20 protein-coding genes are annotated in these 24,010 nt (G+C 38.9%); 11 read left to right on the top strand and 9 right to left on the bottom strand.

Going from position 1 to position 24,010, the window contains the following annotated elements:
* Positions 1 to 251: 251 nt before the first annotated feature.
* Positions 252 to 1,109 (top strand): response regulator transcription factor, encoded by an 858-nt coding sequence (locus PLEUR7319_RS38640; protein ID WP_019508637.1) that lies wholly within the window; start codon positions 252 to 254, stop codon positions 1,107 to 1,109.
* Positions 1,110 to 1,298: 189 nt separating this feature from the next.
* Here the strand turns inward: PLEUR7319_RS38640 and ribH are convergent, their stop codons facing one another.
* Positions 1,299 to 1,871: a 6,7-dimethyl-8-ribityllumazine synthase gene (gene ribH, locus PLEUR7319_RS0128480; protein ID WP_019508638.1), complete on the bottom strand. Its 573-nt coding sequence runs from the start codon at positions 1,869 to 1,871 to the stop codon at positions 1,299 to 1,301.
* 128 nt (positions 1,872 to 1,999) lie between these two features.
* The gene (psbZ, locus tag PLEUR7319_RS0128490; RefSeq protein WP_019508640.1) at positions 2,000 to 2,188 is read right to left on the bottom strand and encodes a photosystem II reaction center protein PsbZ; all 189 of its coding nucleotides are present in this window, start codon (positions 2,186 to 2,188) and stop codon (positions 2,000 to 2,002) included.
* Positions 2,189 to 2,426: 238 nt separating this feature from the next.
* On the opposite strand from psbZ, the gene malQ reads away from it, so the two are divergent.
* The 4 genes from malQ to PLEUR7319_RS0128510 all read left to right on the top strand — a co-directional run bounded on the left by malQ (position 2,427) and on the right by PLEUR7319_RS0128510 (position 7,660).
* Complete coding sequence (gene malQ / locus PLEUR7319_RS0128495; RefSeq protein WP_019508641.1) at positions 2,427 to 3,968, top strand: 4-alpha-glucanotransferase; 1,542 nt, start codon at positions 2,427 to 2,429, stop codon at positions 3,966 to 3,968.
* A gap of 418 nt (positions 3,969 to 4,386) precedes the next feature.
* Positions 4,387 to 5,760 carry an IS110 family transposase gene (locus PLEUR7319_RS0128500; RefSeq protein ID WP_019503253.1) on the top strand — a complete coding sequence of 458 codons (1,374 nt, stop codon included), beginning with the start codon at positions 4,387 to 4,389 and terminating at the stop codon, positions 5,758 to 5,760.
* Positions 5,761 to 5,860: 100 nt separating this feature from the next.
* Positions 5,861 to 6,676 (top strand): ankyrin repeat domain-containing protein, encoded by an 816-nt coding sequence (locus PLEUR7319_RS38645; protein WP_019508642.1) that lies wholly within the window; start codon positions 5,861 to 5,863, stop codon positions 6,674 to 6,676.
* A gap of 183 nt (positions 6,677 to 6,859) precedes the next feature.
* Positions 6,860 to 7,660 (top strand): hypothetical protein, encoded by an 801-nt coding sequence (locus PLEUR7319_RS0128510; protein ID WP_019508643.1) that lies wholly within the window; start codon positions 6,860 to 6,862, stop codon positions 7,658 to 7,660.
* Between the two features lie 42 nt (positions 7,661 to 7,702).
* On the opposite strand, the gene PLEUR7319_RS0128515 is transcribed toward PLEUR7319_RS0128510, so the two are convergent.
* Both PLEUR7319_RS0128515 and hslO read right to left on the bottom strand, forming a co-directional pair.
* Entirely contained in the window at positions 7,703 to 9,616 is a 1,914-nt protein-coding gene (locus PLEUR7319_RS0128515) for a hypothetical protein (protein ID WP_063822286.1), read from the bottom strand.
* Between the two features lie 331 nt (positions 9,617 to 9,947).
* Positions 9,948 to 10,841 (bottom strand): Hsp33 family molecular chaperone HslO, encoded by an 894-nt coding sequence (hslO, locus tag PLEUR7319_RS0128520; RefSeq protein WP_019508645.1) that lies wholly within the window; start codon positions 10,839 to 10,841, stop codon positions 9,948 to 9,950.
* A gap of 619 nt (positions 10,842 to 11,460) precedes the next feature.
* On the opposite strand from hslO, the gene PLEUR7319_RS38650 reads away from it, so the two are divergent.
* Together PLEUR7319_RS38650 and PLEUR7319_RS0128530 are read left to right on the top strand one after the other, a co-directional pair.
* On the top strand, positions 11,461 to 12,660 hold the full coding sequence (locus tag PLEUR7319_RS38650; protein ID WP_019508646.1) for a HEAT repeat domain-containing protein: 1,200 nt from the start codon (positions 11,461 to 11,463) through the stop codon (positions 12,658 to 12,660).
* A 352-nt stretch (positions 12,661 to 13,012) separates the two neighbouring features.
* On the top strand, positions 13,013 to 14,416 hold the full coding sequence (locus tag PLEUR7319_RS0128530) for a cell wall metabolism sensor histidine kinase WalK (RefSeq protein ID WP_019508647.1): 1,404 nt from the start codon (positions 13,013 to 13,015) through the stop codon (positions 14,414 to 14,416).
* A 122-nt stretch (positions 14,417 to 14,538) separates the two neighbouring features.
* Here the strand turns inward: PLEUR7319_RS0128530 and PLEUR7319_RS0128535 are convergent, their stop codons facing one another.
* The 3 genes from PLEUR7319_RS0128535 to PLEUR7319_RS0128550 form a co-directional block, all read right to left on the bottom strand.
* A complete protein-coding gene (locus PLEUR7319_RS0128535; RefSeq protein ID WP_019508648.1) occupies positions 14,539 to 16,188 on the bottom strand; it encodes a tetratricopeptide repeat protein in 1,650 nt (549 codons plus the stop codon).
* Positions 16,189 to 16,963: 775 nt separating this feature from the next.
* Positions 16,964 to 17,959, bottom strand: coding sequence for a hypothetical protein (locus PLEUR7319_RS0128545; protein ID WP_019508650.1), 996 nt, complete (start codon positions 17,957 to 17,959; stop codon positions 16,964 to 16,966).
* Positions 17,960 to 17,985: 26 nt separating this feature from the next.
* Entirely contained in the window at positions 17,986 to 19,002 is a 1,017-nt protein-coding gene (locus tag PLEUR7319_RS0128550; protein ID WP_019508651.1) for an NAD(P)-dependent alcohol dehydrogenase, read from the bottom strand.
* 105 nt (positions 19,003 to 19,107) lie between these two features.
* Here PLEUR7319_RS0128550 and PLEUR7319_RS37035 point away from each other — a divergent pair, with 105 nt between their 5' ends.
* Positions 19,108 to 19,722: a LysR family transcriptional regulator gene (locus tag PLEUR7319_RS37035; RefSeq protein WP_019508652.1), complete on the top strand. Its 615-nt coding sequence runs from the start codon at positions 19,108 to 19,110 to the stop codon at positions 19,720 to 19,722.
* Here PLEUR7319_RS37035 and tnpA read toward each other — a convergent pair.
* Positions 19,719 to 20,129, bottom strand: coding sequence for an IS200/IS605 family transposase (tnpA, locus tag PLEUR7319_RS0128560; protein ID WP_019508623.1), 411 nt, complete (start codon positions 20,127 to 20,129; stop codon positions 19,719 to 19,721). The genes PLEUR7319_RS37035 and tnpA overlap by 4 nt on opposite strands.
* A 45-nt stretch (positions 20,130 to 20,174) precedes the next feature.
* Here tnpA and PLEUR7319_RS0128565 point away from each other — a divergent pair, with 45 nt between their 5' ends.
* On the top strand, positions 20,175 to 21,554 hold the full coding sequence (locus tag PLEUR7319_RS0128565; protein WP_019508653.1) for an RNA-guided endonuclease TnpB family protein: 1,380 nt from the start codon (positions 20,175 to 20,177) through the stop codon (positions 21,552 to 21,554).
* A gap of 152 nt (positions 21,555 to 21,706) precedes the next feature.
* Here the strand turns inward: PLEUR7319_RS0128565 and PLEUR7319_RS0128570 are convergent, their stop codons facing one another.
* The gene (locus PLEUR7319_RS0128570) at positions 21,707 to 22,276 is read right to left on the bottom strand and encodes a TetR/AcrR family transcriptional regulator (protein WP_019508654.1); all 570 of its coding nucleotides are present in this window, start codon (positions 22,274 to 22,276) and stop codon (positions 21,707 to 21,709) included.
* Between the two features lie 100 nt (positions 22,277 to 22,376).
* On the opposite strand from PLEUR7319_RS0128570, the gene PLEUR7319_RS0128575 reads away from it, so the two are divergent.
* Both PLEUR7319_RS0128575 and PLEUR7319_RS0128580 read left to right on the top strand, forming a co-directional pair.
* Complete coding sequence (locus tag PLEUR7319_RS0128575) at positions 22,377 to 22,931, top strand: carboxymuconolactone decarboxylase family protein (protein ID WP_019508655.1); 555 nt, start codon at positions 22,377 to 22,379, stop codon at positions 22,929 to 22,931.
* Positions 22,932 to 23,264: 333 nt separating this feature from the next.
* Positions 23,265 to 23,570 carry a nucleotidyltransferase family protein gene (locus tag PLEUR7319_RS0128580; protein WP_019508656.1) on the top strand — a complete coding sequence of 102 codons (306 nt, stop codon included), beginning with the start codon at positions 23,265 to 23,267 and terminating at the stop codon, positions 23,568 to 23,570.
* Positions 23,571 to 24,010 lie beyond the last annotated feature (440 nt).

The raw sequence follows: 24,010 nt of genomic DNA on the forward strand, positions 1-24,010 counted from the left end.
TGATCGGTATAATCAACTATCTCTCAAGTATCCACATAGATCATTGAGAATCAATCTTTATAACTTTCATAATCTTAATAGTTTGGCAATAGAAACAGACAGTATGAATTTGAACTGATAGCAAGTCTCGATTGTCGGTTTATTAACTATCTACAACTATACTAATTTTGCCTAATGTTAGATAATAGGTGGTAAATTAGACTCGCAAAATATTCGAGTCACTAAAATAATTTTTAATTAGTTATATTCTAATGATTCGTATTCTCATCGTTGATGATCAAAATATAGTTCGTGAAGGCATCAAGATATTACTAGAACAAGCAACAGAAATTGAAGTTGTAGGAGCTGCTGAAGATGGTAATATCGCACTCCAAGAAATGGAAAAGCTGCAACCAGATATTGTGCTTCTAGATATTAATATGCCTGGTATTGATGGACTAACAGTAGCGGATAAAATTCGCGATAAATTTCCTCAGGTTAAAATAATTATGCTTAGTAGCTACGAAGATGAGCAATATGTTCAAAAGGCTACTGCCTTAGGAGCAAAAGGGTATCTGCTCAAAAGTGCCTCTTCTCAACAGCTTGAATGGTCAATAAAATTGGTTCATCAAGGATACTCGGCAATCAAGTCAGATTTACTGGAAAAACAATTTTCTCAAACATCTCAAACTCCTCCACAACCTCAAGCACAAGCTGCTCAAGAACTTCCTCCACAACCTCAAGTACCTTCTCAACGGGAATTTAACCGTGAGTCTAAGTTCAATTATTTAAAAATTGAAAAACCTACTATAGAAATCGGTCCAAAAGCTGAACTACCGAAAGCTGAACTACCAAAAGCTGAACCGCCAAAAGTAGCAGCCCTATCTCGCAACAATCAACATCAGCAACGAAATCAAAACAACTTAAATCAGCTAGAGCTTTTATTGGCGAAAAATCATACTCAGCCAAAATCTATAGGCGCTCCCAGGCAACAGCGACGAAAAACACCAATGTTCCATAGCGTAAGGTTAACTCAAGTTAAGAAAACTATGAAGAGTTTTGAATTCAAACTCTTGATTTTTATTATTTTGTTTTCTTTAAGCTTATTAGTATTTATTGCACTATCTTAGAGCGTATCATTTATTTAACGGGCTACGCCCTAGCTAATAGCTCTTAGCTAAACGAGTCTAAGTCCCCTATTCTATCGAGTAGCGATGAGATAAATAGTCTTTAATCAACAGTAGTTCGGACGGTCAACAGCGTGAACTAAATTCACGCTTGCGCCCTCAAAATCTACTTTTGATTAGGCTAAGAGCTTTTTAAGTATTAGTCACGTTTTGGCTAGAAACCTTGGGTAAGGCAATAGCCTCATTTCCTGGGGGTAAATTGGAGCGAGAAGCAGATACAGGACTGCAGCCTATCTGTTCCATTAAACTAGCCATTTCTAGGGCATTTAAAGCATAATTCCAACCCAAATTACTTTTGATTCCCGCCCGTTCTAAAGCTTGCTGCATTGTATCTACGGTCAGAACACCGAAAATAACAGGGATCCCTGTTTGAAAGCTTGCCGCAGCAATCCCTTTAGCTGCTTCTGATGCCACAAAATCAAAATGAGGCGTTTGTCCGCGAATCACTGCACCCAAACAAATGATAGCGTTATAACCGCCAGAGATGGCCAACTGTCGTGCTACCATGGCGATTTCGTAGCTCCCAGGAACCCAGACATAGTCCACTTGACCACTATCAGGTTCAACATCAATTCCGTGGCGTTTGAGACAATCTTGACAGCCAGAAATCAGCTTTTCAGTGACTAAATCGTTAAAACGTCCAATCACAATTGCCAGACGCAAATTGGCGACACTACCTGCAAAATTACCCTCAAAAACAGCCATAATTCTCTAAATTAAGTAGTATTTGTAAAATTTATAATGATTACAGTGATTGATTTTTCTAACAATTATAGTGCGATCGCCGATAATACAGCGATCGCTTATATTTCTAGATTGCCAATTGATGCCATCTAAATGACAAAAAAGTTTAAAATCGCAACTAAGACAACCAAAATAGTCCAAATCCCTGACCCTACATAGATTAAAGATTTAGATTGCTCCCAGTTTTGGGGAGAAGCATAGGCAACTGGAACACCAATTACCATCACGAAAGAAAACAAAACTAGAGTCGCTAGTGTCAATTGAAATAAAATAGTCATTGTTTGATTCTCCTAGTTAAGATAGCCAATCAGAAACTGGCAAATCTTTAAAATAAAGTTTTAATTTGGTTATTTTTTCCTGATATATTAAGCTACCAAAAATCGACCACATCTGAGAAGGGATATTTTGCGCAATGCTAAATAACTTTATCCAAACTTTTGTAAACTAGACTGATACCGAAGCCACCAAAAAGCTATGGTTTCTCTGGGATATCTGGACCAAATTTACTATTAATAAATGTTAGATTTTAGAGCTAGCGGTATTTTACTTCATCCAACTTCTTTGCCTAGCCGTTTTGGCATTGGAGATCTAGGTGATCGTGCTTATCAATTCGTCGATTTTTTAGCCAATAGTGACCAACAAATTTGGCAAATTTTGCCAATTGGACCGACAGGTTTTGGTAACTCTCCTTATCTATCTTATTCTGCTTTGGCAGGAAATCCTTTGTTAATTAGTCCCGCAGTTTTGCAAACTCAGGGATTGTTGACTCAGGAAGAATTAGACTGTCTGCCAATGTTTCCCCTAGATTGGGTGGATTTTGAGCAAGTCATAGCCACCAAAATGCCTTTGTTACGTCGGGCAAGCGATCGTTTTAAAACCCAAGCTTCAACCACCGAACAAGACGAATTTAAGCGTTTTTGCGATCGTCACAATGACTGGTTAAGTGATTATGCGCTATTTATGTCACTCAAAAAAGCACATAATGGTAGTAGTTGGCATCAATGGAAACCAGAGATTGCCTACCGTCAGCCTCAAGCAATGGCAAAATGGGCAACAGAGTTGGCTGACGAGATCTTTTTTCATAAATTTATGCAGTTTCAGTTTTTCTGCCAGTGGCGAGACTTGAAACAATATGCTAATCAAAAAGGAATTAAGATCTTTGGCGATATTCCGATTTACGTTGCCCATGATAGTGCGGATGTTTGGGGGAACCGAGAAATTTTTTGCTTAGATGAGAAAACAGGGTCAGCGTCTCTGATGGCTGGTGTTCCGCCAGATTACTTTAGTGCTACTGGTCAACTTTGGGGCAATCCTGTTTATGATTGGAAAGAACTCAAGCAAACCGATTTTAAATGGTGGATTAGAAGAGTAGAGGGCATCCTTGAATACGTTGATATTATTCGTATCGACCACTTTAGAGGTTTTCAAGCATATTGGGCGGTGCCTCAAGGGGAAACTACTGCCATTAAAGGAGCTTGGCTCGATGCTCCTGGTGACGAATTTTTCCAACTACTAGACAAAGACTTAGGGCAACTGCCTATTGTTGCTGAAGACTTAGGAGTAATTACTCCAGAGGTAGAAGCATTGCGGGATAAATTTGATTTTCCGGGCATGAAAATTCTTCATTTTGCTTTTGATTCGGATCGTGCTAACGGCTTTTTGCCTTTTAACTATACGAATCGTAACTGTATTGTTTATACAGGTACTCACGATAACAACACGACCGTAGGGTGGTTTGATGAGCGATCGTCTGAAGCCCAATCAAGAGTAGTAGACTATTTAGGTTGTCTTTGTGAGGATGGTATTCACTGGGCATTAATTCGTTTGGCATTAAGCTCGGTTGCCAATACTGCCATAATTCCTTTTCAGGACATTTTGGGATTAGGAACAGATGCCAAAATGAATACCCCTTCCCAACCAACAGGTAACTGGGAATGGCGTTGTCGAGTTGAAGCGTTTAATGAGGAATTGAGTGGCCGTTTGCGCTATTTAAACTATCTCTATGGGCGCACACCAATCAATAATAAAAATGAACAATCGACAGAGGAGGATGAATAATGGTCTGACAAAACTCAAACTTGCACGTATATGCCGCTCACTTTGCGGTGCAGCAAGTTTTTCAACCACGCCTTTGAAGTCTCCAAGGGTCATATATAGCCGTACAAAGTTGTATTAGGACAAGTTTATTTGATTGCTCATAAGTAACAAGTAATAAGCTCCTGAAGGACGCTTTGCGCCCCAAAATAAAGATGAGAAACCAAATTGGTAGACCAAGTATCATGATACGTGGAAATGTTTTCATCACAAAAAAGCCGAAGTTACAATGGTGCAACGAACGCCCGAGAATAAGCTTGGTTAGAGGAAAGTGGACAAATAAATTGGTGAAAGGAGAAAAAACCTTATCCCGTTGGAGAGAATGACAAGAGAAAACCATTCCTCATCGAAAACATTTCCCTATCAAGAGTGAGGGCAAAAAATGAAGCCAATTGGTCGAAGCCAAAAATCCCAGAAAAAAAGTAGCAAAAGACAGGAGCCAGAAATAAAAGTCATCAATCCGCACTCGGCGGGAATTGATATTGGCTCAAGAGAGCATTGGGTTTGTGTACCTATAGCAGCAACAGAATCTAATGTTCGTTGTTTTGGGTGTAGTACACCAGATTTACTAGCTCTGGCAAATTGGTTAAGTGAATGCGGTGTGACGAGTATTGCCCTCGAATCGACGGGAGTAGAATGGATACCTTTATTTAACATCTTAAGTCAGCATAACTTCCAAGTCTGTTTAGTCAATGCTCACAATGTAAAAACAGTACCAGGAAGAAAAAGCGATGTCCAAGATTGTCAATGGTTACAACAACTGCATAGTTATGGCTTACTTGCACCTTCCTTTATCCCCGAAGGAGAAATAACTGTACTGAGAAGCTATTTAAGACAACGAGAAAATTTGATTCAAGCTAGTTCGACTCATGTGCAAAGAATGCAAAAAGCTTTAACACAGATGAATTTGCAGTTGCATAAAGTCATTAGCGATCTTACAGGGGTGACAGGATTAAATATTCTGAGGGCCATTATTGCTGGGGAAAGAAATCCACAAACCTTAGCCAAATTAGCACACCGAAGAATTAAAAGTAGTCCACAACAAATTAGAGATGCCCTAACGGGTAATTATCGTCCAGAAATGGTTTTTATTTTGCATCAAGAATTATCTTGTTATCAATTTTATCAACAACAAATCGGATTATTAGAGGAACAAATCGAACAATGTCTCAGTAAATTGCCCTCCCAAACAAAAGAGACTCCGCCCCTAAATAGCCAGAAAAAGTGTCGTCGCTCAATCAAATCAGGGTTCGACTTACATTCTCATCTCTATCGTATTGCGGGAGTAGATTTTACCAGCATTGATGGTTTAAGTGTAGTCACAGTGCAAACCATCCTCAGTGAAGTAGGATTAGACCCGACTAAATTTAAGAGTGCTAAACATTTCAGCTCTTGGCTCGGATTATGTCCTGGTTGTCGGATTACAGGGGGCAAAGTTAAAAGTTCTCAGACTCGTCGAGTTAACAATCGAGCTGCAACAGCTTTTCGATTGGCAGCTCAAGCTGTTAGTCGTTCTCATTCAGCTTTGGGCGCATTTTATCGACGCATTCGCTCCCGTGCTGGCGCACCCAAGGCCATTACTGCTACAGCACACAAAATTGCTCGTCTATTCTATACTCTCTGGACAAAAAAAGAATCTTATCTCGATCGTGGAGCTGATTACTATGAACAAAAATATCAAGAAAGACTCATCAAAAATCTCAAGCAAAGAGCAAAATCCCTTGGTTTAGAAGTAGTTGAGGCATCTTCTACTTGATTTTAGTTTCTGGAGAGTAATAAGTAATAAGTAATGAGTGTCCTAATGTAAGTCCGTATTGCTATAAATGATTAGACAAACTTAAACCTATCTGTATGAAATGAGTTGGGTGATTTTTGATTTTCTAGAGAGAATTAGACTCTACTCTCAGAAGCAGGAATTGAAGTTAGCGGAGGCAATTGTTGCTAATGATATTGATGGTATGAGACAACTGCTAGAGCAGAGAGTAGATCCGAATGTAAAAATTGTCGGCAATGCTTCTGAACCGATAATATTTTTAATATTTCAGAAAATTTGGTTTACTTTGCCTTCAGGGTCAATGAGCGATCGCCCAAAGACTCTTTATAAAATTACAGCCAGAGAAGAATGTTTACGCTTGTTATTAGAATGGGGAGTAAATCCCAATGTTAGAGATAGTTTCGGACGAACTGCCTTAGAGCTAGCAATTCTCTGGTGTATGCCTCATATAGTTAAACTGTTGCTCACTCATGGTGCCGATCCTAACTTAAAAGATCCCAATGATATTACTCCATTAATGAAGACTGTTATTTTGGGGATACAGGACGCGCGACCAATGACAGATAAGCTACAGATCATTATGCATCTGATTGATAATGGTGCGGAAGTCAATGCTCAAGCATCAGATGGTAAAACTGCTTTGATGTACGCTACCGGAAAGACCAGAATGGAAATTGTGGAGTTACTGATTAATAGTGGGGCATCTTTATCAATTACTGATAATCAGAGTAACCAAGCTCAAGATCTTATCAGTAGAAGTATTAGCGAGCAACAAAAAACCTATCTTCAGCAGATTTTGACTCAACCTCAGTTAAATTTGCTTAAATATCAACATCAAAAGTTTATCCTTGGGGAGGAGCGTTTGTTAGAACCTGATTTATCAAAGGATGAAGAATAAAAGATAAATAACATTAGACAACTATCAACTCAACTGATTAACTTTCCTAATAGAAATTTCGATAATTTCTATTATGGTTAATTATTTTGCTTTTTAGGGAAAAATATAATTTGTTAGTACTTACGATCAGTTTTTATTAAGTAACTACTAGTTATACATCGCCTGAAGGCGGGAGCAAAAATAATGAAACCCCTTAGTGTTGGTAATGTTGTTAGTGCAGGGTTACGTATTTATCGCGACAACTTTAAAAAATATTTTAAGTTAGCTTTTTTCGGTTACTTATGGATATTTGTACCTATTTATGGCTGGGCAAAATTCTCAGCCATGATGGGATTGATTGCTCGCTTAGCATTTGGGGAAGTTGCCGAAAAACCTGAAGCGATTAAAGATGCTCAAAGACACATTAAACCCAGGATGTGGGATTTTTTCGTTGCGGGAATTTTAGTTAGCCTGATTTTTTCGGCAGCGATCATTCCTTATTTCATCGTCTTAGGTATTATTGGCGCGATAATCGGGACAATTGCTGGTCAAGGTTCTTCTGTCCTACCTATCATCTTTATTTTAGTGATGATAGCAGCCATACTGTTCTTCATTTTTGGGATGATTTGGCTTATTTCACGGTTATTTCTCGTCGAACTTCCTTTAGCGATAGAAGAAAACATAACTTCTGTGAATACAATCAGTAGAAGTTGGCAATTAACTAAAGGCTCTGTTGGCAGAATTCAATTAATTGTGTTTATAGCTTTTCTAATCAGTTTGCCTATCGGCATCGCCGTCCAAATATTCAGCTTCATCTTACAAGTGATGATTGGTGCTGGGCTAGAGAATGCTCCTGGTTTTGCGGGGATTGGAGTATTGCTCTATCTAGTTTTGCTGATAGGGAGTGGAGCTTTAATGATTCCCTTTTGGCAAGCAATAAAAGCCGTTATCTACTACGATTTACGTCTACGTCGTGAAGGAATGGGCATTGACTTGAGGAAATAAGTTGCTCATCATTAATTATTAATTGTCAATTATGAATTATTGTTAATTATCCCGATTGCGTTCTTTCTTGAGTTTATCTAATTTAAAAGTGGGAGGAATAATTTCTGGTTCAGGAGGATTGAGTCTTTCTTGCCAAAATTTAATTTCGTTTTGGGCAATGATAAAGCTGGTTGTACCGGGGGGAACTTTTCGGGCGATCGCGATGGCTTGTTCCAGAGAATTATTAGACGCTTCTCGGGCCATAGACAAAATTCTGGCACCCCAATCATTAATATCGCGGACTACTTGGGGATGAACAGAACTATTAGCAGAAGCTTGTCTTGCTATTCTAATAGCCTGAGCTAATGACTCTGGTGTACCCTGATTAGCTATGTTATTGGCTTCACGCAGATATCTTGCTCCGTCTAGCTCTTGTTGCCAGCGCTGAATTCTGTTTTGTGCCTCTGGATACAGAGCTCTGCTGGATTTAATCTTACTGGCAGCATTAATTGCTGCGGGATAGTTCTCAATATTGGCAAAAGAGTCGGCTTCGTCAAGGATCGGTTGATCTTCCACTCGTTCAATATCAGCGCGCCAAGTCCGGGCATACCCCTGTGCTTCACCATAGAGAGGGCTATCACCAGAAATCAAATTGATCTCGGCGATCGCCCTCCGCCAAGCATTAACATTATTGCCATAGGATATCTCTCGGGCGCGATTCAAAATGGGCTGATCTTCAATAGTTTGAACTTGTCTGCGCCACTTAATCATTTCTTGACGAGCTTCATTATAGCGAGGATTTGAGCTAGGAATTAATCTGGCTTCGGTAATCGCTTTATTGAGGTTGGCAATCGTACCTACTATAGCTAACTCTCGAGCTTTAGAAAGATGGCGTACATCTTCAATTTCTAATTCCCAACGACGAATCAACTGTTGTCCTAGCTTATAGTATTCGCTCTTTTTCTCTAGCTTATTGGCTTCTTCAATCGCCTCTTCAATACCAAACACCGTATCTAATTGCGCACTAGAGCCAGCATTAGCTAAAATCTGCCAATCTTTAACCCGATTTTGCAATTTCAAGCTACGAGGAATGCGATTAGCCACCTGGAGTAATTGGCGCCAATCTTGGGTCTCAATTAGTTGTTCAATGTTGTTGACTAGCTTTTTCTTGGCTTGAGCGATAATCTCTTGAGCCTGCTCATAAGCGTAGCTTTTTTCATCAATATCATCAGCCTTATCAATTGCCAAAATTAAGTCATCAATTTTGCCATTAGTGATTTGAGTTTGGGCTTTACTTAAACTAGCATTCTCTTCTTGGGCAACGTTGATATTATTGATACTTTCCTCGTATTTAGTGGTTGCCCAGTACTCATTAGAACTTTCGGTCAAACGTACTGCCGAACTAATAGCTCCATCCCAATCAGCTTCTCGAAGTTTGTCCTCTACCTGAGCGTAGATTTCTTCTCCCTTAGACCAGATAGATTCCCATTCGGCAATTTTGGCATCTACCAGTTCGCTAGCTGAGAGATTTGGTGGAATTTGCTTGGCCGTGGCGATCGCCTTTTTTAACTCTCCAGCTTGAAATTCTTCTTCCCCAATTTCTAAAATTGTGGTAGCCCATCTGTCTATGTTGCGGTTAATTTCGGGTCTTAGAGGGTGATTTTCTGGTAATACTGCTACTAAATCAATTGCCGAGAGTAAGCCCTCAACATTTTTATCCTCAGCAGCTGTTTGAGCGCAGTACAAACGAATTGATGCGGAGGCAACTGGCCAAAAAACCTTAGAACAACTTTGAGTTTTGGGTAACTTTAACAAAATAGAAGTTGCACCATAGCCTACCCCCCCGGAACACAAAACCAACAAAATCCCCCACAATTGCCAGTTCTGCCACCAGGCTTTTTTTCTTTCTGGAGGTGAAACTAGTTTAGATTGGTTAGAAACAGTTCTAACTGAAGAAGTTCGAGGAGTCACAGGCATTATTAAGCTTTCTTTTAAATCGTGATTAATATCCGAGTTTGAATTAGGTTGTTGTGACTTATTGACATTAATTTTAGTCTCAGATTCAATTTTGTTTGCATCGGAGTTCGAGTTTGATGTCTCTTTGTTTATGGCCATAAACTACCCAATGTAATGCCAGTCACTATCTCGTCGATTATGTTTGATTTCTCCATGGAGGGGACTAAATCGTAAACCATCTTATCACTTGATTTTATAGATTCAATATTAGATCTATGTCAGTCGAATGAAGAATTGATTTAGATTTCAACTCCAATCATTAGCTAAAGTCTTGTTTCCCAGAAGATTTAAGTTATTCAGCCTTTAAATCAGCAATTAATTGGGTTAACTGGGTTTCATTTGCCTGATAAACTTCGGCGCAAAACTGACAGACCGCCTCTGCTCCCTCATCTTTTTCAATCATATCCTGCAATTCAGCTTCTCCTAACATTTTAAGCGCACCTAAAACTCGGTTAAAAGAGCAGCCACAGTGGAATTTAACTTGATGAAATTCAGGAAAAATGAATAAATCTAAATCTCCTAGTAACTGTTCCATAATTTCTCTCAGGGTTTTGCCTGCTCGTAACAGAGGAGTAAAACCAGAAAGCTGAGATATACGGGATTCTAGCAAGGTTACTAAAGATTGATCGCGAGCTGCTTTGGGCATAATTTGTAATAAGACACCTCCTGCTGCTGTTACCCCATTAGCACCAACGAAAACGCCAACTAAAAGAGCTGAGGGTGTTTGCTCAGAAACCACTAAATAGTTGGCTATATCTTCTCCCACCTCTCCTGAGATTAGTTCTACGGTACTAGAATATGGTTGCCCATACCCTACGTCTCTTACTACATGGAGATAACCATTATGACCAACGGCTTGACCTACATCTAATTTGCCTTGAGAGTTAGGGGGAAGCTCTACTTGAGGGTTTTGGACATAGCCTCGGACTGTACCATCTAGACCGGCATCAGCCAAAATTGTTCCCAATGGACCATCTCCCTTGACATGAATATTAACTCTAGATCCTTCTTTTTTCATGCTAGAAGCTAACAGCAACCCAGAAGCCATAGAGCGACCTAAAGCAGCGGTAGCAACGTAGGAGAGGTTATGTTTACGTCTTGCTTCTTCCGTTAGATTGGTGGTAATAACCCCCACAGCCCGAATACCACCATCTGCTGCTGTAGCTCGAATTAGTTTATCTATCATTTAGTTAAATATTTTTGGAATCTACTAAAATATTATGATTGGCTAAAAATTTATTATTAGCACTTTAAAAATTTTCTGCTGGTTGCCAAGCTTATTGTAAGATAAGGCTTACTTTAGATGCTATAAAGAAGCCAACATTATTTCGTTCTCATACTATCGTAAGCAGCTTGCCGCTCGCATTATTTTTCGTTTTACCGACTACCATAAAAACCAATTTTTTTTGTAGAATTCACTAGTGGATTTGTTTTAGAACTCATAGTGTCAAGCTAACTACTTACCTTTGATTTTTTCGCTCATCAAAATGAGCGAAATTTGAGAGATTATTTCTTATTTGGCTCGTTACCCTTTAATAAATTGGTTTACCATATGCGGAGCGGTATCCTTTAGGACAAGGGCACAATGTAAAGCCCCATAATTTATGACGATTGGGGAAGGGGTAAAGGTTAAGGGGTAAAGGATTAATTTTTTTCCCTTTTCCTTTTAACCTACGAATCACCGTTCATTTATGATGGTGAGAAGTCAATTCAAATCATTTCCGTTGGCAGTCATAATCAGCAGTCATAATTAAAGGTTTCGCTTCTTAACGCATCACGAATTATTTTATAGCCAACTAATTCTCATGATTTCTGAACGTTCTATTGTTGCTCTTATCTGCCTTGCCTTATCTAATATCGCTAACTGTTCGAGTAGCTTAGCTGGGGAACCAGAAACTAGCACGTTTTATATCCCGCAAAATAGAGCGATCACTTTAGGGGTGATGACTCTACCAATTTCTGTTGAAAGTAGGATACAGTCATTCGAGCAACCAGAAATTAATCTTAAAAATAATTTAAATAATCATAATTCTGAGCTGATTTTAGCCCAGAATAAGATTCTGCAACCACACCAGGAAAAACTTAAATCAGCAACAAAATCACAAGCAGAGACTAAAGAAGAAATATTAAATAGTCAAGTAACTGTTGAAGAGCCACAGAGAATTAGCAGGCGTTGGTCACTTATTGGGATGGCTATTACCTTCCTGCTGTCATTGATTATTCTCTGGTCGTTATTTCAAAAAGAAGAGCAAAAACAAGACCGGGAGGTAGACAGTGAATCAGTCTCATTGCAAACACAAGATAAAAAAAGTGAATTGTTTGATGAGGAACTCATAATTTCGGAGCAGCTCCCCAGAATTACAGTTCTAAATTCTGAGGGAGAGCCAATCAGCAATCAAAGTGGGAAATCTCGTCAATCTATCGAAGCTATCACCATTGCTAATGCCAATAGCTTTGATGGGCATCAGCCTAAAGCCGATAAGATCCAAGACTTGATGTCCAAAAATGTTCAGCCGCTGGTAGAAGCCAATCTAAAAGATAGGGGAAAAATAGTAACCTCTAATACAACTGAGATTGATGTTGTGTTTGAACTAATCAAGGACTTGCAACATAGCGATCTCGATTTAAGACGTAAAGCAATTTGGGAGTTAGCCCAAACAGCAGATTCCAGAGCACTAGAACCCTTAATGGAAATTATGTCTCAAGTAGATGCCTTAGATAAAAATCTGATTCTCGATGCAATCGCTCAAATTGCTCTACGAAATATTCAACCAATTAATAGTGCTTTGTTTACTTCTCTACAAGATGCAAATTCTGAAGTGAGAAAAAATGCCATTTGTGATTTGGTCATTCTATATAAACCAGTATCTCAAATCACTGAACGCCTCAATCAAATGTTGAATGATTCTGATCGAGAGGTACGGCAAACTGCAGAATGGGCATTAAAACGATTTAATCAAACATCCATCTCTTCTATTTCCCAGGATTTTGCCAAACATAGTTAAAATTAAGCCAATTGAGTCTAGCTCTTGTTGACTCCTCTCTCTCATCAATTCTTTTTTCCTCTCTCCCAGGAACCAGGCTGATGATCGGGTGCTTTCACACCATTGTCGCTTCGGTCTTGATGCTAAAATACCTCTCTTAGGGGATCAGGACTGCCTACCCAGTTTCTCATTTTCTTTTTTGGGCGCGTAGCGTCCTTCAGGTGCTGATAATAAATTCTGATATTACTAAAAAATTAGCGAACTTCCTGAATAATAATAATTATGCGATTCCTAAGAAGTTTATGAAGTGTAATGAGTATAAATATTAGTAGGTTGATCGCTTCATCTAGAGGAAATTCAAATAATATTCAAGATGCTCGAAAATCGGGGAGTTACATCGTATAGATTTCAGATTCGCATTCTAGCGGTATATTGCTTGTTAATTTTGCTATCTTTTTCTGGTGCAGTGATAGCAATTCGTCGAGTATTATTATTGCGCCTTAACTATAGATTAGAACAAGCCCTCAATCAAGAGGTACAAGAGTTTCGAGTATTAGTTAATGGGAAAGACCCTGATACAGCTCAACCTTTTGGAGATAATATTGCTGCTATTTTTAATGTATTTCTCCGACGCAACATTCCTATTTCCAACGAGTATACAATTGCTCTACTTCCAGAGGGCTTCTATGCTTCTGTCCCCTCCAAGTTACCAAAATTGATCGACCAAAACTCTCCTATAGTAAGACATTGGCAAAAGCTTACTGTTTCCGAGCGCGGTGAGATAGGTAGTTCTGAAAACCCGATTGTTTATTTAGCTGAACCCATTAAGATAAATGACAAAATTAAGGGGATTTTTGTGGTAGCGATCGCAACTGCCAGTGAACGTCAAGAGGTACGTGGAGCAATCTTGGTAATTATTCGTGTAACTTTAATTACAGTGGGCATCACTTCAATTTTAGCTTGGATTTTTGCTGGTAGAATTTTAACTCCATTACGCTTGTTAACCAAAACAGCAAGAGCAATTAGCGAGAATAATTTAGATCAAAGGATTAAAGTCCAAGGAAATGATGAAGTTACTCAATTGAGTATCACATTTAATGAAATGTTAGATCGATTGCAATCTGCATTTGTTACTCAAAAACAATTTCTTAATGATGTGGGTCATGAGCTAAAAACCCCAATCACCATAATTCAAGGACATATTGAATTAATGGGAGATACTCCTGAAGAACAAGAAGAAACCAAGGCAATAGTTTTTGATGAATTAGAACGAATGAATCGTTTAATTGCCGATTTGATGATCTTAGCTCAATCCGAACAGCCAGACTTTTTGCACCTTGAATTTACAGCGCTCCACTCTTTGACCGAAAAAATTTATACTAAAGTTCAGGCGATCGCTGATCGCCAATGGCGATTAGAGGCAATAGGAAGGGGCAATATCTTAGTGGATCGTCAAAGATTAGTTCAGGCAATTACCAATTTGGCTCAAAATGCTACTAAGTTTACCAATCCTAAAGATACTATTGCCATCGGTTCTGCTATCGAAGGAAATTATATCCGTTTATGGGTCAAAGATACAGGAAAAGGTATTGCTGAGTCAGAACAAGAAAGAATTTTTGAGCGTTTCCAGACAGGATCGAATAATATTGGCACCAATAGTACTGGTTTAGGTCTTTCTATTGTCATTGCGATCGCCCAAGCTCATGGCGGTACAATCGAATTATCTAGTCGCCTCAATCAGGGATCGAAGTTTACTCTCGTATTACCTCTAGAATGAAAATCTGGCAAACAATTTTTTAAACCAAAGACAAAGCCCCACTCCCGTAAGATAGTCTCAAGGGAGTGAGGAATAATAAGCTGAGAGCTGAGAGCTGAGAGCTGAGAGCTGAGAGCTAAAATTTAAAATTTCGATGCAGTTAGTTGAATATCAGCATATTGCCAAGCAGATTCAAATTGCTGTTCTACGGTCTCAACTTTGGCATCTTTTCCTTGAGCTTGGAGACTTTGCAGTAGTCCAAATAATGACCAACCATTGTCAGGATAAATAGCTAAGTCTTCCCGATACACTTGCTCAGCTTCAACATTACGTTGGGCTTTGATTAAAGCCGAGCCTAAATATTGTCTAGCGGGAGTTGACCAATCAGCAGGTTCATCATAGTTGAGGGTATCTTCCAATTTAACTGCCTGACGTAGATGAGCGATCGCCCTAGAATATTTTCCTTGTTGAGCGGCAATTTCTCCCGTTAAAACTTCAGTAGCTACTTGAAGAATGCTTTGAGTAGTATTGATATCCCAAATAGTTACTTCCTCTAATTCTGGATCGTGAGCAAGAAGCTCTAAAGCTTTTAACTCTCCCTGTGCCTCGTCTATTTTGCCTTGGGCAGTATAAGCTAAACCTCTAGCATAATGCCATAATCCTGTAGGATATTTCAGATCTGATTCTGGTTGGGGAGTAGCCATAATTTGCTCCCATTGACCAAAGCGAATCATTGTGAATAAGGGAACAGAATAAAAATGCTGTAAAGTTCCCATCCCAGGTTCCCGCATAGTTTGAGGATCTACCATAGCAGCGACATTTTTCCCTGCTTCTGTTGCTAGCTGGCTATCACCTTCAAAAGTAGCAGCAAACCACAAGAAATGATGATTATGAGGCATATATGCTAGGGGATAAACTCCTTGGGCGTGACATTGAGTAATGTAGTCCTTATCTACAGCGATCGCTTTTTGGTTGGCAATGGCAGCATCGTGATATCGACCAACTCGAATATAAATATGAGATGGCATATGTACTAGATGTCCCGAACCAGGAACTAAATCACCTAATCGATCTGCTGCGGCAATACCTTGTTTGGGTCGTATTTCCTCCACGGCATGAATATAAAGGTGGTTTGCCCCAGGATGATTAGGCTCTTGTTCTAGAATCGATTCTAAAGTACTCAGAACTTTTTTCGTTGCTGGCTTCGGTTCTCCCTCTTCTGTCCAATAATCCCAAGGCATAGTGTCCATTAATGCCTCGGAATAGATTGTCGCTGCATCCATGTCATCTGGATATTGCTGAGTTACCTGCTTCATAGCCTCCGCATAGGCAAGATCTAGAGAGCTACGATCTTCTAATGGTTTATCAGTATATCTTTGAGCCAAAGCATTTACATATGCTTGTTCTTGTTGACTGCTATTATTAGCTAGCTTCACAGCCTTTTGGATAGCAGCATAAGATTCAGGAACCGTATCGTCTTCCATCTTGGCATTGATATTTGGTCCCAAGACATAAGCCAAACCCCAGTTACACATCGCACAATCGGGGTCTAGCTCGATCGCTTGTCTAAAAGAGCGAGCTGCCTCTGCATGGTTAAAACCGTATGCTAAAGTCAACCCTTGGTCAAAATAACGCTGCGCTTTTGATGAGTTGGTCGTAATAGGATGATGAAGCTCTCCCATTCCAGTAAACAAAGGTGCAGTTGATTGCTCAGCTTTGCTTATCGTCGAATTAAACCAATTAAAACTAATAGTTAAAAAGATACTTAAAATAAATATTTGATAGCGTTTCATAGTATTCACTTGAAAGCAATTTTGAATTCACACCAGACGTGTTATTTATAGTTATAAAAATAAATCGAGATTAACTAGGGAAGAAATTAATCAAGACATCTAAGTGTGAAAAAAAGTAAGCTATTAGCGATTAGCCACTACTCAGAAACTATTAGCTTTCTTCAAAAAAGAAAATAACCTCTTTTTCTAAGATTCAAATTAAATATAGAATATCTAGCTTTTTCTTGAATAAATATTTTAATTAATAAACTTAAAGTAAGATTGTCAAAAAAATATTGGCAATAAGCATCGATCCCTAAGAATCCTCCTTGACGTTGAAATATTTTAGTGCGTATTTTATAGCCGTACAAAGTTACGTTAGGACAAGTTTATTTGATTGCTCGTAAGTAATGAGTAACGAGTAACGAGTAATGAGTGTCCTAATAAAAGTTCGTATTGCTATACTAGCTGGTAAATGATTTTTGCCCTTGAAAATTTGTTTAAACACATCGGGCATCCATTCTATTTGCGAATACAAAGATTTTATTTTATTAACCGCTCTATTAAGCTCATCTTTGCTCTCAAAATTAGTTTTCGAATAATCTCCTGTTTGTTTCGCTTCTAATAATAAATTTGCCAGTAGAGAAACGCTAGTTAGAAAAGTGTAAAGCCCCTTAGAAAAAAGTGGATCGACAAAACCGGCGGCATGCCCCAAAAGACAAAAGCGATCGCCAATAATCTTCTGAGAACCGTATTGAATTATTCCTAAATTATCAGAGTAAACTGACGGAGGAAGTCAAGGAAGTACAAATCGACGGATAAAAAAACGACTAGGAATCTCTTTCTCCTTTCCTGGTACAAGCCGATGACGAAAGAGCGATTCTGTCACCCAAACTTCTTTAGCTACAGTGGTCAAGTTAACGGGTAAATTCATTCCTGATGCCAAAATTGTCAATTGAGGTTTGGCTTTTGTATCCAATCCGTACAATTGCAACAAGCGACCATCTTCGCTTTCTATTCCCCCCTCAATCATTAGAAGAGAACCATCGACTGTTAAGGCGATCGCATCTGAGCCATCAATTCTGCGAGGTAGCTCAATTTCTTCGATTGTAGGATTTCTTCTCGCTCTCGGCGTTACCCTGAACAACTTACCATCTGAATACATTGTTACAAACAAAATACCATCTGCTCTCCGAGTAATTCCAGATAGTCCAAATCGGAGTTGGGTATTGAATCGCTCATCTTCTGCCCAAATCCGAAGTTGACTAGCTCCTGGTGGAATATAGTGAATTCGAGGACGTGAGGTATCAGTTATATAAACACCGCCTTGGGAATCGAGTGCAATATCATTACCAAAACCACCGTCAGGCATGACCATGATTTTGAGTACTTTATTAGTGCGAATATCAATGGCAAAAATTCGATGCTGTCTGCGAACAACTTTACCATTATTACCATTAGATTGAGGTTTACCTAAAACGTCTGGAGAAGCCCCCCATAATATTCTTCGTGCTTCATCTAGTCTTAGAGTAGTAACTGCAAATATGTCTTTATTACCAGGAAAAAAGGTTTCAATTTTACCTTGAGGAGAAATCTGTAGAATGCGACCGCTAGTAACAGAACCCACGTAAAGAGTTCCATCCTTGGCACGGGTAATACAATTAGGATATCGAAAGTCAATAGGTAACTCGATGGGAGCTAGCTCTATTATCGAAGCATTACTAGGATGAATAGAAGACAGGGCGATCCCAGTAGTAGCTCCTAAAGCAAAAAGTAATTCTCGACGTTTCATTCCATCAATTAAATAATGTCTAAATACTAAAAAGAAACAATTACTTTGCCAAAATGTAAGCCTTTTTCTAGATATTCAAATGCTGCTTTAATTTCTTCCCAGGAAAATACGCGATCAATTATGGGATGAATCTCCTTAGCTTCAATTTCTCGATTCATGGCTTTAAATTGATGCGTTCCGCCTACTTCTAGTCCGCGAAGAGTCGCTTGTTGGTGTATCAATGCCAAAACATCGATATTAGACTTAAAACCATCTAATAACTCAACAACTGAAATATAACCTCCCATGCGAAGTGCATTGAGCGATCGCTCTAAATTACTCCCTCCTACAGTTTCTACAATTACGTCAGCACCCTTTCCTTCAGTCATATTGCGTACAGTTGTCTCCCAATTAGCATCTTTTTGGTGGTTAATAACTAAGTCTGCTCCTAACTGCTGCGCTTTCTGTAATTTTTTTTCATTACTAGAAGTAATAATTACCTTCGCTCCTCGTGCCTTGGCAAATTGGAGAGCAAATATCGATACGCCTCCCGTTCCATGTAACAATACGGTGTTATCTGCTTGTAAATTACCGTACCTTAGAGCATTCCAAGCGGTAAGTCCTGCAATTGGTAGAGTAGCAGCCTCAATAGTAGTCAGATTGCTAGGAATAAGAATAAGTTGATTAGCAGAAAAACATTTGTATTGACTCAGTTGACCTGAGATATTGCCTAAACCCTGTCTGGTTTGATAGTCAGTTGTCTGTGCTGTAGGTTGACTATCGATCCAATCAGGAATAAAAGTTGTGGCTACTTTATCTCCAGTTTTAAATGCTGTAACTTCTTCTCCTACTTTTTCGACTATTCCAGCACCATCACAAACGGGAATATATGGCAATGACAAATTGGAGTTTAATAACCCTTTAATCACTAGTAAATCGACATAATTAAGAGAAACAGCTTCAATTTTTACTAAAACTTGCTTTTTAGTTAATTGAGGTTGGGGTTGTTCGACAATTTTGAGACGTTCGATACCAAAGTTATCTACAAGCTGAATTGTTTTCATAGACTCGTCGATCTAGCTACAAGTTTTATGATGCAGTCGATCGCTTGATTCTGTCCAATACCTGTTTTTAGTTAGACTGATACCAAATAAGTATTAATTTCCCTTATGGAATTGCGACAGCTTAAGTATTTTGTAGCGGTAGCAGAAGAGCTGAATTTTCGCCGTGCAGCCGAGAAACTTTACATACAACAACCACCCCTAAGTCGCCAGATTCGTCAGCTAGAGACCGAACTGGGGGTAGAGCTATTTCATCGCACTAAGCGCAGTGTTTCTCTCACCGAAGCAGGACAAGCTTTATTAAATGAGGCGAGACTGACTCTGGCTCAAGCACAACGAGCCGTAAATGCAGCCCAACAAGCGCAAACTAACAAATTAACTATCGGATTTTCCCTTTGTGCCTTTGATCGCGTTTTGCCCGAAATAATTACAATGTTTCGCCAACAGTATCCAGAGAATCGGGTAAATCTCACAGAAGTGTCCAAAGAAAAGCAAATCCAGGCACTTTTAAATAATCAGATTGATATTGGTTTTTGTTATGCTCCCATTACTCAACCAGAACTTGCCAGTTTGACTATTCTCAGTGAGCCTTTAGTAGTAGTGTTACCATCCGATCATTTTTTAGCCGTCCGTGCGAGAAGCCCCGCGTACATGCGGACAAGTCCTTTGTGCTCCCAAGGATGTAGGAACGAACGTCGGGATGACAGCACGGGCTGGCACTAACTAGGCGTATTCTGGTTTTGAATATATTTCTTTAATGTTGATATTGTAACTCCACCACATGAAGCAATGAAATAAGATTCATTCCAAAGAACTTTTTTCTGGTAAAAACTATTAATTTCAATAGAAAATTCTTGTCTCAATTTTCTACTTGTAACAGATTTAAGATTACCAACAAACTTACTTATCTCCATTTGAGGGTAGTACTGAAAAAGCAAATGAATGTGATTCTCTTCCCCGTTAAATTCAATTGCTTTACAATCCCATTTACTGCACAAGTCAATCACTACCTCTTTTAATCGGTCAATCATTGCACTGGTCAATACTTTTCGCCTGTATTTAGTTGTCAGCACCAAATGGGCTTTCATGTCTGATATCGACCTAGCACTTGATACAAAATCATTTTTCATTATTCTTGTGTTACAATCAATGTATTCTTATTTAAACACATTGACTTGATTTACAACTACCAATACCGACTAAGACCGAATACGGAGCAAAAGCTAGTACTCAATAACTGGTTTCGTATCTGTCGTTATTGGTATAACCACCAATTAGGTGAAAGGTTTGATTGGTGGGAAAGAAATCGTAGCTACACTGATAGATGCCCTTTAATTTGTCATCTACCAGAATTAAAGGACAAACCTGAGTTTTACGGGCAGAAAAAGCAACTGCCAGTAATCAAGAAAGATTTACTTGTTATTGGCTGGAGTGGTGAATTACTTGATTTTTCCTCTGTACCATCACAAACTTTACAAGAAGTATGTGACAGAGTTAAAAAGGCTTTTGCTCGTTATATATCTGGAGACAAAAACAAGAAACGTAGTGGTAGACCTCGGTTTAAAAATACAGCTCGTTTCAAGTCTATGGTGTTTGAGGGTGCAAAACTTCACTCTTGTTCTGTTGGCGGTAAATGGCTATATATTGTCTTGCCTAAAATTGGTGTAGTTAATATTCGCCATCACAGACCAATACCTAATGGAGCGAAATTAAAGTCAGTTCAAGTAATCAAAAAAGCTGATGGCTGGTATATAAATTTAAGATTATTAGACAACAGTATTCCAGATTACGAACCAGATATTATTCCAACTTGGGATAATACCCTGGGTATGGATGCGGTACTTCATAAGTCGGATTATTTGGCTACATCTGAGGGTGTTAAGCTACCAAGTTTAAAATCACTACGTATATCTAAATCTAAATTAGCTAAAGTTTCAAGGCGCAAAAATGCTCTTAAAAAAGGTAGTAAAGCCAGACGTAAACTAGCCAAAAAAGAAGCAAAGCTACACTCCTCAATAGCTAGAGCCAGAAAAGACCATGCATACAATACGGCTAATGCACTACTTGCTACTGGCAAAAAAGTTTTTTTCCATGAGAAGTTAAACCTAAAAGGGTTGATGAAACGTAATCAACCTAAATCAGATGGCAATGGGCATTATGTACCTAATGGTCAGTCAGCTAAAAGCGGATTGGCATTAAGTTGGACTGATGCTGCTTTTGCTCAATTTTTCAACATACTAAAGTACAAAGCCGAAAAAGCTGGTGCTTTGGTTCAAGAAGTGAATCCTGCCTATACCTCACAGCTACTCAGTTATAAAGATGAATTTGTCTTTACTGATAGCAGCATTCGAGAGTATTGGGATGAAGAATTCAAGCTTTTGATTGACCGCGACATTAACGCTGGTATCAATATCAAGAGAGTGGGGCTGGGCTTGTTCCCCACTATAAAACGCCGTAAGGGGAATCGGGTTACAATCAACTCTGTAACTAATAGTACCTTAAAGGAAGTTCTGACTATCTTACGAGGTTTTCAGAAGCCCGCGTTCTGCCGATAGGCGAACGTCGGGAGAAGTCACAAAATTCACCAATTCGGAACATTTGGCTTCCTCAAAGCTGATGTAAAACATACTAAAGCTTCAAGTAACTTGAAGGTCAAGGAGCTATTTAAAATTTTTTTCGATGTTTGACAAAAAGCACAAATTCAGAGCTATTTAACCGAACTATCAATTAAAGTAGATAATGCTTTTTGAGCATAACCTGCACCTCCATCTACTCCTTCGATGGTAGCCATCAAACTAGCTCCTCCAATTAATAGCAAATATTGCTGGGAAAATGCTTCTGAATCCTTGACTCCAGCTTGTTCGGCTAAACTCTTTATTTGCAGCCTAATTGACTCTCTTACTCTTACCGAGACATCATGAGCGGGATGAGAAGTATCAGCTATCTCCAGTACAGCATTAATAAACGGACAACCTCGAAAATCTGGACTAGCATACCACTCCCTGAGTACGTCGAAGGTTGCTAACAATCTCTCTTTCGGAGTGTTTCCGCGATCGCCTACTGAAGTTTCAAACCAATATAACCATTCTGTGGCGCGATGTTTCATCACTGCTTCAATTAGTTCGTCTTTTGAGGGAAAGTAACGATAAAGTGTCCTTTTTGCTACTTTGCTAGTGGCAATAATCTCGTTAATGCCTACTTTTTGGATACCTTTTTGATAAAAGAGTCGTGAGGCAGTTTCTAGAATTTGCTGCCGAGGATTGCTAGAAGATTTCATGTTGGCACGAAGTAGACAAACTTGTCTCTATAAAGGTATAGTATCAACAAAATTGGTAGACAATGTTGTCTCATTAACTATTAAATCAGAGATATAATCAATGAAATTTACAATTTATACTTTAGAGACTGGACCACCAGAATCGAAACAGGCTTTAGCTCACGCTAAAGAAACATTTGGCTTTATCCCTAATCTAGAAGGAATTTCGGCTGAAGCTCCAGCCTTGTTAAAAGGTTCGATGGCGCTATGGGATTTATTTGAGACTACCAGTTTTACTGCGGTCGAACAGCAGGTAATTTATTTAACGGCGAACTATGAAAACTCTTGTGATTACTGCATGGCAGCTCATTCTGGGTTGGCTAAAGCGATCGGAATGCCCCGAAAATATATTGAAGCTTTAAGAAATGGAACGCCAATACCAGATCCAAAGTTGCAAGCATTACGTCACTTTACTCAACAAATGGTGAAAACTCGCGGCTGGGTGGACGACAGTGAAATAGAAGCATTTATGATAGCTGGATATACTCAACAGCATGTATTAGAGGTAATTTTAGGCATTGCTATCAAGGTCATACACAACTACACTAATCACATCGCCAAAACACCGCTGGACAGGCAATTTCAATCTAACGTTTGGTCAAAACCAAGAGTGTAGTTGAGGTGAGTTTATATCTTTTGCAAGAGAGCTAAAAATACAAAATTACAAATATCTCACGGTGATAAAACTTAGTTTGTGCGTTTATGCGCGATCTCATTAAACTACTTACTTGTTTCTTCCGGAAATTCTATTGTGTTTCAAATGAGAGTTTTAATCACTCTAGATGCGATCGCTTTTTTAAAATATCTGGTGGTTAAGACTGTTTGAGCGATCGCGATACAGAAAATATCAATCGAACGCAATTAAAATAAAAGAATCTAAGGATTAGCTTTAGTGAATATTCTGATCATGTCGCTATTACGATACTGTTCAAGAGTTGTTTAAATAACTATGAAGCGATTCACATCTCCCCTCGCCCAACAACTTCAAACTCAACGGCAAGCAATCCTTCGCATTGCCCAAATCTATGGAGCTAAAAACCTCCGCATTTTTGGCTCCGTTGCTAGAGGTGAAGATGATGACCAAAGCGACCTCGACCTATTGGTAGACTTGGAACCTGGACGCAGTCTGTTTGACTTAGGTGGTTTGGCGATTGACTTACAAGATCTGCTAGGTTGTTCCGTAGATGTCGTTACTGAAAAAGGACTCAAGCAACGAATTCGCGATCGAGTATTGCAAGAAGCTATCGAACTATGAGGAGCGATCGTGAAAAGCTTCTGGATATCATAGAGGCAAACGATTTGTCGGGTAATAATCCAGCGATCGCTTTAAGGTAAAGTTACTCAATTCTTTGTGCCATCAATAAAAATATGAAGAACCCAGCAAGAGTGATCGCGATAGTCGTTCCAATTTCTTGCTAAATCATATTAATTTTTAAAAGTAACGAGAGACTTCGTATGATGTAAAAGTCAAAAGTCATAATAAACAAGAGATTAAAAGCTTTTTCTCAATACTAAAACACTCTCTATATGTCTAACTACTTTTAAGAAATAGTGTCAGTTAGTTTCTACTTCATTTAGGAAGCTTATCGCTCTAAGACTCATGAATAGGATAAATCGTGAACATTTTGCTTAATAACTGATGTTACGCAGTTAAATTAGATTTCAATAGTTTCAGTAATTATTTTGGGACGAGAT

This window comes from Pleurocapsa sp. PCC 7319 (genome assembly GCF_000332195.1).
Classification (GTDB): Bacteria; Cyanobacteriota; Cyanobacteriia; order Cyanobacteriales; family Xenococcaceae; genus Waterburya.

Excerpts from the sequence above, each read along its gene's own strand:
- PLEUR7319_RS38640 (WP_019508637.1), top strand. The coding sequence starts at position 252 with ATGATTCGTATTCTCATCGTTGATGATCAAAATATAGTTCGTGAAGGC.
- ribH (WP_019508638.1), bottom strand. The coding sequence starts at position 1,871 with ATGGCTGTTTTTGAGGGTAATTTTGCAGGTAGTGTCGCCAATTTGCGT.
- psbZ (WP_019508640.1), bottom strand. The coding sequence starts at position 2,188 with ATGACTATTTTATTTCAATTGACACTAGCGACTCTAGTTTTGTTTTCT.
- malQ (WP_019508641.1), top strand. The coding sequence starts at position 2,427 with ATGTTAGATTTTAGAGCTAGCGGTATTTTACTTCATCCAACTTCTTTG.
- PLEUR7319_RS0128500 (WP_019503253.1), top strand. The coding sequence starts at position 4,387 with ATGAAGCCAATTGGTCGAAGCCAAAAATCCCAGAAAAAAAGTAGCAAA.
- PLEUR7319_RS38645 (WP_019508642.1), top strand. The coding sequence starts at position 5,861 with ATGAGTTGGGTGATTTTTGATTTTCTAGAGAGAATTAGACTCTACTCT.
- PLEUR7319_RS0128510 (WP_019508643.1), top strand. The coding sequence starts at position 6,860 with ATGAAACCCCTTAGTGTTGGTAATGTTGTTAGTGCAGGGTTACGTATT.
- PLEUR7319_RS0128515 (WP_063822286.1), bottom strand. The coding sequence starts at position 9,616 with ATGCCTGTGACTCCTCGAACTTCTTCAGTTAGAACTGTTTCTAACCAA.
- hslO (WP_019508645.1), bottom strand. The coding sequence starts at position 10,841 with ATGATAGATAAACTAATTCGAGCTACAGCAGCAGATGGTGGTATTCGG.
- PLEUR7319_RS38650 (WP_019508646.1), top strand. The coding sequence starts at position 11,461 with ATGATTTCTGAACGTTCTATTGTTGCTCTTATCTGCCTTGCCTTATCT.
- PLEUR7319_RS0128530 (WP_019508647.1), top strand. The coding sequence starts at position 13,013 with ATGCTCGAAAATCGGGGAGTTACATCGTATAGATTTCAGATTCGCATT.
- PLEUR7319_RS0128535 (WP_019508648.1), bottom strand. The coding sequence starts at position 16,188 with ATGAAACGCTATCAAATATTTATTTTAAGTATCTTTTTAACTATTAGT.
- PLEUR7319_RS0128545 (WP_019508650.1), bottom strand. The coding sequence starts at position 17,959 with ATGAAACGTCGAGAATTACTTTTTGCTTTAGGAGCTACTACTGGGATC.
- PLEUR7319_RS0128550 (WP_019508651.1), bottom strand. The coding sequence starts at position 19,002 with ATGAAAACAATTCAGCTTGTAGATAACTTTGGTATCGAACGTCTCAAA.
- PLEUR7319_RS37035 (WP_019508652.1), top strand. The coding sequence starts at position 19,108 with ATGGAATTGCGACAGCTTAAGTATTTTGTAGCGGTAGCAGAAGAGCTG.
- tnpA (WP_019508623.1), bottom strand. The coding sequence starts at position 20,129 with ATGAAAAATGATTTTGTATCAAGTGCTAGGTCGATATCAGACATGAAA.
- PLEUR7319_RS0128570 (WP_019508654.1), bottom strand. The coding sequence starts at position 22,276 with ATGAAATCTTCTAGCAATCCTCGGCAGCAAATTCTAGAAACTGCCTCA.
- PLEUR7319_RS0128575 (WP_019508655.1), top strand. The coding sequence starts at position 22,377 with ATGAAATTTACAATTTATACTTTAGAGACTGGACCACCAGAATCGAAA.
- PLEUR7319_RS0128580 (WP_019508656.1), top strand. The coding sequence starts at position 23,265 with ATGAAGCGATTCACATCTCCCCTCGCCCAACAACTTCAAACTCAACGG.